Below are 13,583 nucleotides of genomic sequence, written 5' to 3' on the forward strand. Positions count from 1 at the left end.
TCGGGCCGGGGAGGATGGCGGCCGGACATCAGACCTCGCACGGGCGGGGCAATGAACACCCGAAAGAACGCGACCGGCAGAAAGCTCGGCGCACAGCCACTCCAACACGGAAAGGTATGACAATGGCGATAAATACCAATAGACGACGCTTTCTGGCCGGGACCGGTGCGTCTGGACTTGCACTGACACTTCCCGGGTTACGCGCTTTCGCGCAAGACACGCCGCATTACCCGCAACTCGAAAGTGAGGGTACCATCGTGATCTGCACCTGGGGCGGATCCACGGACGAGCGGATTAAGAGCTTCTGGATGACTGAGTTCGAAAAGGAATACGGGCTGTCCTGGGAGACGACCAGCTATCCCGACCCGGCGAAACTGGAGGTCATGGACCGTATCGGTAACGTCGAATGGGATCTGGTTGACCTCGAAGGAACGCAGATGAACCTGGCGATCTCGAAGGATCTTCTGCGGCCGATCGACTACGAATTGCTTTATTCGGTTGTTCCGCAGGAAGAGCTGAATCAGGACGTATGCAAGGAATACGGTATTGGTTCGGTGGCGTTCTCTACCGTGATGGGGTGGGATACCGACAAGTTCGAAACCGGGCCGCAAACCTGGGTTGAGTTCTTCGATACAGAGAAGTTTCCCGGCCGCCGAGGGCTGTACGCACAGCCACGCCCGTCCTTCGAGATCGCGTTGATGGCCGCCGGTGTGCCGCGCGAGGAAATCTATCCGATCGATATGGACGAGGCCTTTGAGGCGCTCGATGCGATCCGCGACAAGGTTGATCTGTGGGTCGAGCGGACCTCGCAATGGGGCGTCATGTTCCAAAACAAGGAGGTCGATTTGGCAGGTGCCAGCCTCGGGCGTCTTGTCGAGGAAAAGATCAATGGCCGCAGCTACGACTTCACCTTCGCGGAAGGTATCGTCGAGCAATCCTACTGGTGCATTCCAAAGAACGCACCGGCGGGTGATGAGGCGATGAAGGCGTTGACCTGGTTCATGCGTGCACCGGGGCAGTTGGAATACGCGAAGTCGAGCCCGGTTGGTATGACCAACATCACTATTACCGACGATCTGCCGCCCGACGTGGCAGCCTATTCGCCAGGCAATCCAGTGAACCGGACCACCAATCTTTACATCGACGATGTCTGGTGGACCGAGAACGCCGAAGAAGCCGGTGTGCGCTGGCTGGAGTGGCTGAGCCGAAGCTGAGTATAACAATTTGGAGCAGCGGCGTTACCAGCGCCGCTGCGCCCGTTCTGAAAAAGTCGCACAGGCGGAATGTCGGACTTTTGCCAACAGTCAATTACGATGGATTCGGTGCCGCCAACACGTTGCGACGGAACATCGCCTTTGCCCGCCGAACTGAAAAACTCTGTGATGCTGCTGGGCAGTTTCGACGGATTTCATAGGGGGCATCAGGCGCTGCTTGCAGCGGGGCGCAAGGAAGCCAAACGCCTTGGTGTCCCATTGTCGATCCTGCAGTTTGATCCACATCCACGGGTCTTCTTCGCGGGCGAGACCGAATTTCGCCTTGTCGCCGGAGCGGCGCGAGATCTCTTGGTGGCGCAGTACGGTTTCGAACTGGTGTTCGCTCCGCTGTTCGATGCGCGTTTTGCCAATCTCGAGCCGGAAGATTTCGTCGGCCTGTATCTGGTGAAGCACCTCGCCGTAAGCGGCGTAATTGCGGGGCCGGACTTTCGATTCGGCCGGGCCCGGAAAGGCAATGCAAGCCTGCTATCCGAGCTCGGCGCTCGCCATGGTTTCCAGGTACAGATCGCCGACGAAGTTCGGCATGGCACAGTGCGCGTTTCGTCCAGTGCGATCCGGACAGCAATCCGCAGTGGACGACTCGACTGCGCGGAGAAACTGTTGGGGCGGGCCTGGACGACTGGGCTGCCGAGTACCGTGAGCGGTTGCTGCTTTCCACCGGAACAGGTTTTGCCGCCACCCGGTCAATGGCATGTCACATACATGGATCGGACAGGGCGCTCCTTACGGGACGGTTTCCTGTACCTCGCCGAAGGTAGGCGGGTCCGTCTCGATGCGCCGGACGGAACCGCCATGGTGCGCTGGAACTGCGCCTCTCAAATCGGATAGTGAAGCGGCCCGTCCTGCAGAGTGATCCACCGTAGCTCCGTGAATTCCGCAACGCCCCAATTGCCGCCAAAACGGCCATACCCGGACGCCTTGACACCACCAAACGGCATTTGCGCCTCGTCATGTACCGTCGGTCCATTGATATGGCAGATCCCGCTTTCGATGCGTTTCGCTACGGCCAACGCGTTCATTGTGTCACGCCCGAAGACTGCGGCGGAAAGGCCGAACTCGCTTTCATTGGCGATACGGATGGCTTCGTCGACCGATGCCGCGCGGATGATTGCGACGACGGGTCCAAAGCTCTCTTCTGAATAGAGGCGCATCTCCGCCGTCACGTTATCGAGAGCTGCCGCGTTCAGGATGGTTCCGTCTCCACCCCCTGCGACGAGAGTCGCACCTTTGTCCACTGCGTCCGCGATCAGGTCGCGCACGCGGTCGGCCGCCGCCTGGGTGACAAGGGAGCCAAGCGGCTGCTTCCCGTCTCGCGGGTCGCCGGCAGTTAGTTGCGCGACCTTACCGGAAAAGGCGGCCGCAAAACGGTCGCCAGCATCCCCGACCGTGATAATCCGCTCGGTCGACATGCAGATCTGGCCCTGGTTCATATAGGCGCCAAACCCGGCGGCAGCGACCGCCGCGTCGATATCGGCATCCTCCAGCACGATCATCGGGGCTTTGCCGCCGAGTTCAAGCAGGGCGGGTTTCAGGTGTCGCCCTGCCAACTCTCCGATTACCTTGCCGACACGGGTCGAGCCGGTGAAGTTCACGCGCCGCACGGCAGGGTTGGCGATCAGCGCTTCGACGATCTTTGGCGCGTCGTCCGGATCGTTGGATATGGCGTTGAGCACACCGTCGGAAAAGCCCGCCTCGGACACAGCTTCGACGATCAGGGCATGCACGCGCGGACAAAGCTCGGAGGACTTCATCACCACTGTGTTGCCGCAGGCGAGAGGCGTGGCGATGGCCCTCACGCCAAGGATGACCGGCGCATTCCAAGGGGCCATGGCGAGCACCACGCCTGCCGGCTGACGGACTGCCATGGCGGTCGATCCGGGACGGTTCGACGGCACGATTTCACCCTTGATCTGGGTCGTGATCGCGGCCGCCTCAACCAGCATGTCTGCGGCCAGCATGACGTTGAACCGCGCCCAGCCTTCCGTAGCGCCGATTTCATCTTTCATGGCCGCGACGATTTCGTCGGCGCGGGCTTTCAGACTTTCGGACGCGGCAAGCAGCTTTGCTCTACGCTCACCCGGGCCGGTCGCTGACCATGTCGGGAAGGCACAGGCCGCGGCATCGACAGCCTTCGTCGCGTCGGCCAGAGAAGCCGCGGCAGCCTCGGTTACCGCTTCGCCGGTAATCGGATTTTCTCGCGCGAAACGTCGGTCGCCTTCGGCTGGCACTTGTTGGCCGTTGATAAAAAGATTGAGGCTTTCCATAGACATGGTCCTTTCAGGTCTGCTCCATCGCTGCGCCACCGAGGAAGGCGCGCACAACGGCGGGGTCGGTGCGAAGAGTTCCGGCAGGGCCGGATCCGGTAATCCGCCCGGCCTGTATCAGATAGGCGCGGTCGGCGATTGCCAGGGTCGCGCGGGCGTTCTGCTCGACGATTACTACGGTCAGGCCGGTGGTGCGGATCCGTGCGAGTGCGGCAAAAACCTCCTGCACCACAATTGGTGCCAACCCGAGCGAAGGCTCGTCGAGAAGGAGAAGTTCCGGTGCAGACATCAGCGCCCGTCCGATTGCGACCATCTGCTGCTCGCCCCCGGACATGGTACCGGCGATCTGATTGCGACGTTCGGCGAGCTTTGGGAACAGCGCTAAGACTTCGTCCCGGTTTGACACTACACCAGCCCGGGCGCGCGCGGGAAAGGCGCCGAGGGCCAGGTTGTCAGAAACGCTCAGACCGGGAAATATTCCACGCCCTTCCGGCACCAATGCGATGCCACGCTCCACCAACTCATGCTGGGGAAGGCTTAGAAGGTCCAGCTCGCTATATCGGATGCTGCCACCCTCCGGTCGCACCCGGCCGCCTATGGAACCCAGCAAAGACGACTTGCCAGCGCCGTTGGCGCCCAGGATCGCAACCATCTCTCCGGCGCCGACAGTGATTGAGACCTCATCTAGCGCCACGTGTTTGCCATATCTGACGGTGAGGTTTCCGACCTCAAGCATCGTGGCCCTCCCCGAGATAGGCCGCGATCACGTGCGGATCCGTCAGCGCCGTTTCGGTTGTCTCGTCGGCGATTAGGCGGCCCGAATTCATGACTACGACCCGCGGGCAAAGCGCACGCACCGCTTCCATGATGTGTTCGACCATCAGAATAGTGATCCCGCTGTCGGTCAGTGACCGGATCAGAGCAATGCCTTCCGCAAGTTCCGTGGGATTCAGCCCGGCAAGCCATTCATCGAGCAGCAGAAGCGTTGGCTCTGCCGCAAGCGCGCGGGCAAGCTCCAGCCGTTTCTGGTCGATATAGGTAAGCTGTCCGGCATTGGCTGCCGCTCTGTCCGCCAGGCCGACGCGCAGCAGTGCGTCACGTGCTACGGAGCGCGCCGTCTCGCCCCAATGGGCTTTGGCGCCAAAAACGGCCGGTATCATCACGTTCTCTGTCAGGCTCAGCGAAGGCAGGATGCGAACGAGTTGAAAGGTACGGGCCACGCCCGTGCGGGCGATCTGGTCGGCACGTTTGCCGGTTAGCGGATCGCCTGCCAGAGTAATCCTGCCGGAAGTTGCCGGAAGGTCGCCGGAGATTAGGTTGATCAGTGTCGTCTTGCCCGACCCGTTGGGTCCCAGCATGCCAATGATTTCACCCTTTGCGACATTAAAAGACACGTTGTCAACGGCGGTAAGTCCGCCGAACTTCTTGGTCGCGCTGCTGATGGACAGGAGCGTCATGCAGTCCGCTCCTTCCGACTTGCCCTAAGGCGTTCGATCCCGGCCAGCACGCCATCGGGCAGCGCGAAGACCACCGCAATAAAGAGCAGCCCGAGGAAGATCGGATAGGTGTCCGGGAAATTCGACGACAGCCATTCGAAGATCAGGAATAACGGTACTGCACCGAGGGCTGGGCCCCAAAGCCGGTTCGCCCCGCCGAGTAGGGCCATGATCACCGTCAGGAAGCTGACTGTTGGATTGAAGACGATGGCCGGTTCCACATAGACCGAGCGTGGGCTGGCGACGGCGCCGACAAGTGTTAGGATCGTGGCCGAAAGAACGAAAGCGATCAGCTTGGACCGGGCGAGATTAATGCCGGAATGCGCTGCGACAACCTCATCGTCACCGATTACGCGCAGCGCTAGGCCAAGGCGGGAACGATGGACATACGCCGTCAGGGCGATGGTCGCGGCGCCCAGTGCAAGCATTTGCCAATAAATGTCGCGGGCGGTGACATCAAGGAAGATGTAGCGTCCCAGCGTGCCAGTTATGTTGACTTCGTACCAGGTAATGAGTTGGCGGACGAGTTCGGCAAGGCCGAAGGTAAATATTACAAAGTAGACACCTGCCAGACGGAGCGTCGACAGGCCGACCACCAGCGCCATCGTGGCGCCGATCACGGCGGCAGCGACCAGCACAAGTGGGTAGGGCAGGGTTTCGTTCAGAACGGCAACGGTGTAAGCGCCGGTGCCGTAAAAGGCGACGGTTGCCAGCGAAACATAGTGCGTATGGCCTGAAAACAAGGCCCAGCCGTTGGCGAGTGTCACATAGGTTACCGCGCCGATCAGCAGGCCGAGACCGTAATCCGACACAAGGTTAGGGGCATATGCTAGCGCGGCAAGCGCTACGAGGGGGAGCAGGAGTTTCATCTCATCCCTTCCCGAACAGACCCTGTGGCCGCCACAGCAAGACACCGAGAAAGATCGCAAAGGTCGCGGCCAGTGTAAGGCCCGGGTCGATGGCAGTGGCGACGAATGTCTCGACCAGCCCCAATGCCAGACCAGCCAACAGGGCGCCGCCGACATTGCCGACGCCACCCATGATGACGATTACGAGCGCCTTCATGGTGAAGACCACGCCGTCTGTGGCAGAGAAGGTCTGGTACATCGCGATCGATGCACCGCCGACGGCAGCCAGGGCCGTGCCGAGTGCAAACCCTTGGCGTGCGACGCGGTTCACGTCGATCCCGACCAGAGGCGCAGAGGCAGGCGTCTGGGCAACGGCCCGTAAGTTAAGACCCCAGCGTGTGCGCGCGAGGACCAGTACCAGCACGGTTCCTACGACAACGCAGATCGCAAAGGCGATCAGCCGGTTCAGCGCAACCGAGACACCGAGGATGTTGATACCCCTATCGAGATAGGAGATCGACGTGAAGTTCGCTCCGAAGGTCACCAGAAGCACACCCTGGATCAGGAACAGCAGTCCAAAGGTCGCAAGGATCGAATCTACATCTAGCCGCCCACTCGAACCCGAGCGCGCCACCAGAGGTTGCATCATTACCGTGTAGAGCAGCCAGCCCAAGCCGTAGCCTGCCGGTGCAATCAACACCAATGCAGCGAGGGGCGGGATCCCGAGCCCCTGGAACAGGAAGACTAGGATGAAGGCTGCCAGCAGGGTGATCTCGCCATAGGCGAGGTTCATGATGCGGGCGATGCCGTATTGCAGTGTAAGACCCAGGGCGAGCAGCGCATAGGTGCCGCCAAGCACCAGGCCGAGTACAAGTGTCGTCAGAAGCATGTTTGTCCGTTTGAAACTCTTGCCGGGTACGGGCCGGCCATGCCGCCCCGTACCGCATGTTCAACCTCTCACCATTCAGGCTTCGGAATGTCGGGATCGGCAGCACCTTCTTTGTCAGCCGGGTTAACGCCTTTGAAGGCACCGTCCTGCCATTGGCCCACCCACCATAGATCGCGAAGCTGGTTGTCCTCGAGTTTCACCTCGCCGATGATCGTATCGAATATGCCACTGTTGAGCTCCTCGGCGAGGGCGTCGTTGTCGACGCCGACCTTTGCAATCGCCTGCTCCAGCATTTCCAACGAAGCATAGGTGATCGCAGAAGCCCAGCTATCCGGAGGGTTGCCTACCACCTCGGTGTGGCGGGCGAAGTATTCCTGAATGGCTCCTGAATCAGCATTGACCCCACCAATGGCCAGAACGCCGTCAGCTTTGCCGTCGGCGATGCCTGGAAAGATCGGGAAAGCGCCGCCCACACCGATGAAGAATACCTTGGGATTGAAACCCATCGACTGCGCTGTCTTTGTCATGCCGAAGCTGCCCGGCGGATAAGAGAAGGCGACGAAGCTGTCCGCACCCGAATTCTGCGCTTCGTTCATGATCGCCGCGAAGTCAGAGGTTCCGAGCGGATAGCTCTCGTCATAGACCAGTTCGAACCCGGCTTCTTCGAAGGCAGGTCGAGCGCCATTGATCAGGTCGATGCCGAACCCGTCTGCCACCGAGACCACGGCGACCTCGTTGTTGATGATACCGGCGTCGTGCGCGGCGGAAAGCATCTCGACCAGGCCGGAGGCATAATCGTGGCCACCGCCCAGCATCCAGAAACTGCGCGGCCAGCGCTCCACGAATTCCGGCGCTTTGTCAGTCACATTCGTGACCCCGAGCTGCAGATAGCCAAACCTATCCATCAGCGGTGCGATCGCGAGGTTGGAGCCAGTTCCCCAGGGTGGAAGGATGATGTCCACCTTGTCCTGCGATGCCAGGCGCTCGATGGCGCGGACCAGGTCTTCGTTAGACGATCGGTCGTCATACTCGACGACCTCGATCATGCGTTTCGTGCCGTCAGGCATTGCAAGGCCGCCGGCTTCGTTCACCGTTTTCACCCAAAGCTCGTAGTTCGGGATCGTTGTGATGCCGGCGCCGGTGGCATTTGGGCCCGTCCGGGCGACGGCGTAGCCGATGGTCACTGTGTCGTCCGCGGCCTCGGCAACGCTTGCAGAGACGGATAACGCCGCCGCGAGGCCAAGCGAGAAAGCGCGCAATGTGGCGCGCCGATTATAGTCGGTCATGGTGTCCTCCCTTTCGGTCCACTCGCCAAGCACTCTTGTACTGCGCCATTCGGTGCAGGACTTGCCGGACGTGGCCCGTAGATCGACCCTAATGTGAGAGCGCCGGTCCTAGAAATGCACTTTTAAGATCAACATTTGCACTTTTGCTTGATTCAGCGCTCGGTTCCAGTGACGTTATCCTTGGAATGCCGACGTTCCTTCAGATCCAGTCGAACCGTCGAACATCGATTAGTGTTCACCGTCTGCGTAGCCCGCTGACCCGTGTCGGCTATTCGTTGCGACAGGGGTTTGCGCAGCTCTTGCTCGTCTCTGCTGGTCGCGTGTGGTTGCGCGCGGGCCCCGAGGATACCCGAGAACCCATCGATGCTCCGCGACTGGTATGGCTTGCTGATGGGGCGGGGGAGGAGTTACTGGCCGAAGGCGGCACGCGCGCCACGATCGTTTCGATTGCCGGACTGGCACTGACCGGAGCGCTACCTGCAACTCCGCTCGGTGAACAAATGCAACGTACGCTCGGGCAGGATCTGTCCTTCCCTCTGGAAAAGGACGGTCGTATCGGCGGCCTCGTGGAAGGATTGGACAACGAGCGAACGACAGCCGAGCCGGGTGCAGATATTGCGGCTGGATTATATCTTTCTCTCCTGCTGGTTCAGATCTGGAGGCTGGCGCGCGCGGATCTTGTGGCCCATGGCCGCGCGCCACAAGGCTTGGCCGAACGCTTTGTACTGCTCGCGGGACAGCGCGTGCGCGAACATCTGAAGGTGACAGACTACGCCCACGCGTTGGGGATCAGCCGCGATAGGCTCGGTTCCGCAGTTAGGAAGGCGACCGGCTTGTCGCCACAGGCATACCTACACCAATTGCTGATCAGAGAGGCGTCCGATCTGCTTGCCAGTACCGGTATGCCGGTAGGGCAAGTCGCGTATCGGCTGGGGTTTCCGGATCCGGCTTATTTCACCCGTTTCTTTACCCGGCATCGGGGGGAGAGCCCCGCACAGTTCCGCCGCGCGGCCAAGGCCCGCCGTGCCGCCGGCGATGTGTCCTACGCCGCTTGGCCATGAGCATCGAAACTGAAGGCTGATCTGGAAACTGCCGCAACAAATGGAACAATCGGCGGCGGCGTTGCGGGGTAAGCCTCCCCACGCTTAACTGCGCGGAGAGGCTCGCTTTTCCTATGCCGCTACGTCGAAGCGGTCAGCATTCATCACTTTCGTCCAGGCGGCGACGAAGTCATTCACGAACTTTTCGGCGCTGTCGTCCTGAGCGTAGACCTCCGAGTAAGCGCGCAGGATTGAGTTGGATCCGAACACAAGGTCCATACGTGTCGCCGTCCACTTCACCGCGTCGGTTTTGCGATCGCGGATCTCATAGGTACCATCGCCAACAGGCTTCCACGTGTTCGCCATGTCCGTCAGGTTGACGAAGAAGTCCGGCGTCAGTGCACCTTCGCGGTCGGTGAACACGCCGTGCTTCGTGCCGCCAAAGTTGGTGCCCATGGCCCGCATGCCGCCGACCAGAACGGTCATCTCCGGTGCAGTCAGACGCATCAACTGCGTCCGGTCGAGCATCAGTTCCTCCGGGCTGACCGGATAGTCGTCCTTGATGAAGTTGCGGTAACCGTCGGCCAGGGGTTCGAGCGCCTCAAACGAGTCACCGTCGGTCATCTCGTCGGTGGAATCGCCGCGGCCCGGAATGAACGGTACCTCGATATCGAAGCCGGCTGCCTTGGCCGCCTGCTCAACACCCAGATTGCCCGCGAGGACGATTGCGTCTGCAACGCTTGCGCCGAACTCGGCGGCAATCGGCTCCAGCACCGACAGCACCCGTGCCAGGCGGTCAGGTTCGTTGCCGACCCAGTCCTTCTGCGGTTCCAGCCGGATGCGCGCGCCGTTCGCACCGCCGCGCATATCGGAGCCGCGATAGGTGCGGGCGCTATCCCAGGCGGTCGACACCATGTCGGACAGGCTGAGGCCACTCTCTGCGATCTTTGCCTTGACCGCGGCGACGTCGTAGCCAGTGGAACCGGCTGGAACCGGATCCTGCCAGATCAAGTCTTCTTCCGGAACCTCGGGGCCGAAGTAGCGAACCTTCGGGCCCATATCGCGATGGGTCAGCTTGAACCAGGCACGGGCGAAGGTGTCCTTGAAGTACTCCGGGTCGGCCATGAACTTCTGGCAGATCTCGTTGTAGATCGGGTCCATCTTCATCGCCATGTCGGCGTCGGTCATCATGGGATTATGACGGATGGACGGATCGCTGGCATCGACCGGCATGTCCTCTTCCTTGATGTCCACCGGCTCCCACTGCGATGCGCCGGCAGGCGATTTGCGCAGTTCCCACTCATGACCGAACAGCATGTCGAAGAACCCCATATCGAACTTGGTCGGTTCGGAGGTCCAGGCGCCTTCGAGGCCCGAGGTTACGGCCCGGCTTGCCAGCCCGTGTTGTTCGGGGTTCGCCCAACCAAGGCCCTGGAGTTCAGGGTCTCCCGATTCCGGATCTGCGCCAAGAAGGGCGGCATCGCCGTTGCCGTGAGTTTTGCCGACAGTATGGCCACCAGCGGTCAGCGCTGCGGTTTCCTCGTCGTTCATCGCCATACGGGCAAAGGTCTCGCGGACCTGAGCGGCTGTCTTCAGCGGGTCCGGCGTGCCGTTCACGCCCTCTGGGTTGACGTAGATAAGGCCCATCTGCACGGCGGCTAGCGGGTTTTCCATCGTTTTGGGATCTTCGACGCTGTCGTAACGGCCGTCGCTCGGTGCGAGCCATTCCTTCTCGGCGCCCCAGTAGGTATCGATTTCCGGGTGCCAGATGTCTTCGCGGCCAAAGCCGAAGCCGAAGGTTTTCAGCCCCATGGACTCGTAGGCGACGTTGCCCGCCAGGATGATCAGGTCCGCCCAGCTGACCTTGTTGCCGTACTTTTTCTTGATCGGCCAAAGCAGCCGGCGTGCCTTGTCGAGGCTGACATTGTCGGGCCACGAGTTCAACGGCGCGAAACGCTGGTTCCCGGTGCCGCCGCCGCCGCGACCGTCGGCGAGACGATAGGATCCAGCCGCGTGCCAGGCCATACGGATCATCAGGCCGCCATAGTGGCCCCAGTCCGCTGGCCACCACTCCTGGCTGTCGGTCATCAGCGCGTACAGATCGGCCTTGAGCGCATCGACATCCAGCTTTTCCAACTCTTCGCGGTAGTTGAAGTCCTTGCCCATCGGGTTCGGCTTCGTATCGTGCTGGTGAAGAATGTCGAGGTTCAGCGCATTGGGCCACCAGTCCATGACAGACGTACCGGTCGCGGTAACACCTCCGTGCATAACAGGACATTTTGCGGTTTCGGGTAGATCATTGCCGTCCATGGCTCTTCTCCTTTGACTTGGGTGCTACGTTTCGAACCGTTTCCAACTGGGGTACGAGAAGAACGAGAAACAGGCCGTCCGGCGGCCCATCCATCAAAGCTCCTCCCGATTCACCATTTCTTGGTAGCATCAAATTGGAATTATTATAATTGGTATTTTATAATGATTGTGATAATAAAATCTTATGATTAATGTCACCATGAAGCAGCTGCGCTATTTCGATGCGCTTGCCCGGCACAGGCACTTCGGCAGAGCGGCTCAGGCCTGTGCGATTTCGCAACCCGCGCTATCGGTTCAGATGAAGGAACTGGAGGCGTTGTTTGGCGCCCCGCTGATCGAACGAACCGCACGGGAAATACGTCTGAGTGGCCTCGGCGAAGAGTTGTTGGTCCGCGCACGCGATATACTGCGGGCGGTGGAAGAACTTGAAGACCTTACGCGAACCTCCCGCGGACCGCTGGCCGGGCGCTTGAGACTGGGGATAATTCCGACCGTTGCGCCATATCTGCTTCCTGAATTGATAAAGCACTTGGCCGCGAATTATCCGGATCTCGACGTCCGGCCCCGGGAAACGGTCACACAGGCCCTCGTACGGGACCTTGAGGACGGGCGGCTCGACGTGGCGGTAGTTGCGCTTCCGATGTCGGAACCGGCCCTGCACGAAGAACCGCTTTTCGAAGAGGAATTCGTGCTGGTTCGGCCATTGGAAGATGCCGACAAACCGGTGCCCAAGCCTGAGGTCCTGCGCGAGATGCGCCTACTTCTGTTGGAGGAGGGGCATTGCTTTCGCGATCAGGCGATTTCCTTCTGCAATCTCTCCGCCAGCCCGCCTCGCGACCTGATGGAGGGCAGTTCCCTGTCTACGTTGGTGCAGATGGTGGGAGCGGGTATAGGTGTGACTCTCATCCCAGAAATTGCAGTTCCTATCGAGTCAGGTTCGGCACCTGTATCCATCGCGCGTCTACCCCAACCCCGCCCACAACGGCGGATCGGGATGGTTTGGCGGAAATCGAGCCCGCTGGCTGACAAATTCGGACAGATAGCCGAGGTTCTGCAGCAATTCAGTCGAAACCGCGAAGGTCTGCACTACGTTAAAAACCACGCAGATACATAACAGATCATAGCCAACTTCCGTCTTTCTCACACCTGGGTTCGCTTACTGCTTTCCGATTTGCGGCAGTGCGGCGAAGGTGGGCGGGACAGTCCAGGAGGGTTCTATGCAAACTGCTCGATTGGCTATGGCTTTGGCGTTGTTGCCATCCGCAGTATCAGCTGAGGGGATCACCGCCGTGATGTCGGCATTTCCGCCGGAATGGGCCGAACTGCGTGAGGATGTTCAAGGAGCCGAGTCGACCCAAATAAACGGAAACGAATTTGTCACGGGAACTTTGGAGGGCCAGGATGTGGTCCTGTTCCTGTCGGGCGTTTCGATGGTGAATGCGGCGATGACAACGCAGCTTGCTCTCGACAATTTCGAGATCGACCGCATCGTGTTTTCAGGAATTGCCGGTGGCGTGGATCCGGCCCTGAACATCGGTGATGTTGTCGTGCCGGACCAATGGGGTCAGTACCTCGAGGGCGTCTTTGGCCGAGAGGCAGAGGGGCAATTTGCAATTCCGCCTTTCCTGACCTCGGATTTCCCCAACTTCGGAATGATGTTCACCAGCCCGGTCACGGTCACGAGCGGTCGGCCCGAAACAAGCGAAACGCGTTTCTGGTTCACCGTCGATTCGGAGATGCTCGCCCTCGCGGAGGAGGCGGCGACAACTGTCGAACTCGCAGAATGTAATCCCGGCAATGAGTGCCTTTCGAAGACCCCGCAGATTGTCGTCGGCGGGAACGGTGTGTCCGGCAGCCGGTTCGTCGACAATGCCGAGTTCCGCGAATTTGCTTTCGGAACTTTCCAGGCGCGTGTGCTCGACATGGAAAGTGCAGCGGTCGCGCACGTTGCCTTTGCCAATCAAGTTCCCTTCATTGCGTTCCGCTCGCTTTCCGACCTGGCGGGAGGCGGCGAGGGCGCCAACGAAATGGCGACGTTCATGAGCCTTGCGTCTCAAAACTCTGCTGAGGTGGTGAAGGCTTTTCTCAAGGCCCTCCCGTGACAAATCCTATCGCGGCGACTCTCGGTGGGTACGATTACGTATGACCGTATTCTGGTTACAAGCCGGTCCGGCTA

At 60.3% G+C, this 13,583-nt stretch carries 12 protein-coding genes; 5 read left to right on the top strand and 7 right to left on the bottom strand.

Annotation, left to right across the window (positions count from 1 at the left end):
* The first annotated feature begins 122 nt into the window (after positions 1–122).
* Positions 123–1,214, top strand: a complete 1,092-nt coding sequence (locus HCO70_RS03955; protein WP_172293287.1) for an extracellular solute-binding protein — start codon at positions 123–125, stop codon at positions 1,212–1,214.
* A gap of 99 nt (positions 1,215–1,313) precedes the next feature.
* A complete protein-coding gene (locus HCO70_RS03960) occupies positions 1,314–2,102 on the top strand; it encodes a hypothetical protein (RefSeq protein ID WP_216665252.1) in 789 nt (262 codons plus the stop codon).
* Here HCO70_RS03960 and HCO70_RS03965 read toward each other — a convergent pair.
* The 6 genes from HCO70_RS03965 to HCO70_RS03990 all read right to left on the bottom strand — a co-directional run bounded on the left by HCO70_RS03965 (position 2,090) and on the right by HCO70_RS03990 (position 8,057).
* Positions 2,090–3,538, bottom strand: coding sequence for an aldehyde dehydrogenase (locus HCO70_RS03965; protein ID WP_172293291.1), 1,449 nt, complete (start codon positions 3,536–3,538; stop codon positions 2,090–2,092). The genes HCO70_RS03960 and HCO70_RS03965 overlap by 13 nt on opposite strands.
* A 13-nt stretch (positions 3,539–3,551) precedes the next feature.
* Complete coding sequence (locus tag HCO70_RS03970) at positions 3,552–4,274, bottom strand: ABC transporter ATP-binding protein (RefSeq protein WP_172293293.1); 723 nt, start codon at positions 4,272–4,274, stop codon at positions 3,552–3,554.
* Complete coding sequence (locus HCO70_RS03975; protein ID WP_172293295.1) at positions 4,267–4,995, bottom strand: ABC transporter ATP-binding protein; 729 nt, start codon at positions 4,993–4,995, stop codon at positions 4,267–4,269. The genes HCO70_RS03970 and HCO70_RS03975 overlap by 8 nt, the downstream gene beginning before the upstream one ends.
* A complete protein-coding gene (locus HCO70_RS03980; RefSeq protein WP_172293297.1) occupies positions 4,992–5,903 on the bottom strand; it encodes a branched-chain amino acid ABC transporter permease in 912 nt (303 codons plus the stop codon). The genes HCO70_RS03975 and HCO70_RS03980 overlap by 4 nt, the downstream gene beginning before the upstream one ends.
* A gap of 1 nt (position 5,904) precedes the next feature.
* Positions 5,905–6,771: a branched-chain amino acid ABC transporter permease gene (locus HCO70_RS03985; RefSeq protein ID WP_172293299.1), complete on the bottom strand. Its 867-nt coding sequence runs from the start codon at positions 6,769–6,771 to the stop codon at positions 5,905–5,907.
* Positions 6,772–6,839: 68 nt separating this feature from the next.
* The gene (locus HCO70_RS03990) at positions 6,840–8,057 is read right to left on the bottom strand and encodes an amino acid ABC transporter substrate-binding protein (protein ID WP_172293301.1); all 1,218 of its coding nucleotides are present in this window, start codon (positions 8,055–8,057) and stop codon (positions 6,840–6,842) included.
* 185 nt (positions 8,058–8,242) lie between these two features.
* On the opposite strand from HCO70_RS03990, the gene HCO70_RS03995 reads away from it, so the two are divergent.
* On the top strand, positions 8,243–9,118 hold the full coding sequence (locus HCO70_RS03995; RefSeq protein ID WP_172293303.1) for a helix-turn-helix domain-containing protein: 876 nt from the start codon (positions 8,243–8,245) through the stop codon (positions 9,116–9,118).
* A gap of 111 nt (positions 9,119–9,229) precedes the next feature.
* Here HCO70_RS03995 and katG read toward each other — a convergent pair whose 3' ends face one another.
* Complete coding sequence (gene katG, locus HCO70_RS04000) at positions 9,230–11,407, bottom strand: catalase/peroxidase HPI (protein WP_172293305.1); 2,178 nt, start codon at positions 11,405–11,407, stop codon at positions 9,230–9,232.
* A 184-nt stretch (positions 11,408–11,591) separates the two neighbouring features.
* Here katG and HCO70_RS04005 point away from each other — a divergent pair, with 184 nt between their 5' ends.
* Both HCO70_RS04005 and HCO70_RS04010 read left to right on the top strand, forming a co-directional pair.
* Positions 11,592–12,521 (top strand): hydrogen peroxide-inducible genes activator, encoded by a 930-nt coding sequence (locus tag HCO70_RS04005; RefSeq protein ID WP_172293307.1) that lies wholly within the window; start codon positions 11,592–11,594, stop codon positions 12,519–12,521.
* A 103-nt stretch (positions 12,522–12,624) separates the two neighbouring features.
* Positions 12,625–13,509 (top strand): 5'-methylthioadenosine/S-adenosylhomocysteine nucleosidase, encoded by an 885-nt coding sequence (locus tag HCO70_RS04010; protein ID WP_172293309.1) that lies wholly within the window; start codon positions 12,625–12,627, stop codon positions 13,507–13,509.
* The last annotated feature ends 74 nt before the right edge of the window (positions 13,510–13,583 follow it).

The organism is Pseudoruegeria sp. HB172150, assembly GCF_013184805.1.
In the GTDB taxonomy this organism is placed as follows: Bacteria; Pseudomonadota; Alphaproteobacteria; order Rhodobacterales; family Rhodobacteraceae; genus Psychromarinibacter.

Excerpts from the sequence above, each read along its gene's own strand:
- HCO70_RS03980 (WP_172293297.1), bottom strand. The coding sequence starts at position 5,903 with ATGAAACTCCTGCTCCCCCTCGTAGCGCTTGCCGCGCTAGCATATGCC.
- HCO70_RS03985 (WP_172293299.1), bottom strand. The coding sequence starts at position 6,771 with ATGCTTCTGACGACACTTGTACTCGGCCTGGTGCTTGGCGGCACCTAT.
- HCO70_RS04010 (WP_172293309.1), top strand. The coding sequence starts at position 12,625 with ATGCAAACTGCTCGATTGGCTATGGCTTTGGCGTTGTTGCCATCCGCA.
- HCO70_RS03995 (WP_172293303.1), top strand. The coding sequence starts at position 8,243 with ATGCCGACGTTCCTTCAGATCCAGTCGAACCGTCGAACATCGATTAGT.
- HCO70_RS03960 (WP_216665252.1), top strand. The coding sequence starts at position 1,314 with ATGGATTCGGTGCCGCCAACACGTTGCGACGGAACATCGCCTTTGCCC.
- HCO70_RS03955 (WP_172293287.1), top strand. The coding sequence starts at position 123 with ATGGCGATAAATACCAATAGACGACGCTTTCTGGCCGGGACCGGTGCG.
- HCO70_RS03970 (WP_172293293.1), bottom strand. The coding sequence starts at position 4,274 with ATGCTTGAGGTCGGAAACCTCACCGTCAGATATGGCAAACACGTGGCG.
- HCO70_RS03975 (WP_172293295.1), bottom strand. The coding sequence starts at position 4,995 with ATGACGCTCCTGTCCATCAGCAGCGCGACCAAGAAGTTCGGCGGACTT.
- HCO70_RS03965 (WP_172293291.1), bottom strand. The coding sequence starts at position 3,538 with ATGGAAAGCCTCAATCTTTTTATCAACGGCCAACAAGTGCCAGCCGAA.
- HCO70_RS04005 (WP_172293307.1), top strand. The coding sequence starts at position 11,592 with ATGATTAATGTCACCATGAAGCAGCTGCGCTATTTCGATGCGCTTGCC.
- HCO70_RS03990 (WP_172293301.1), bottom strand. The coding sequence starts at position 8,057 with ATGACCGACTATAATCGGCGCGCCACATTGCGCGCTTTCTCGCTTGGC.
- katG (WP_172293305.1), bottom strand. The coding sequence starts at position 11,407 with ATGGACGGCAATGATCTACCCGAAACCGCAAAATGTCCTGTTATGCAC.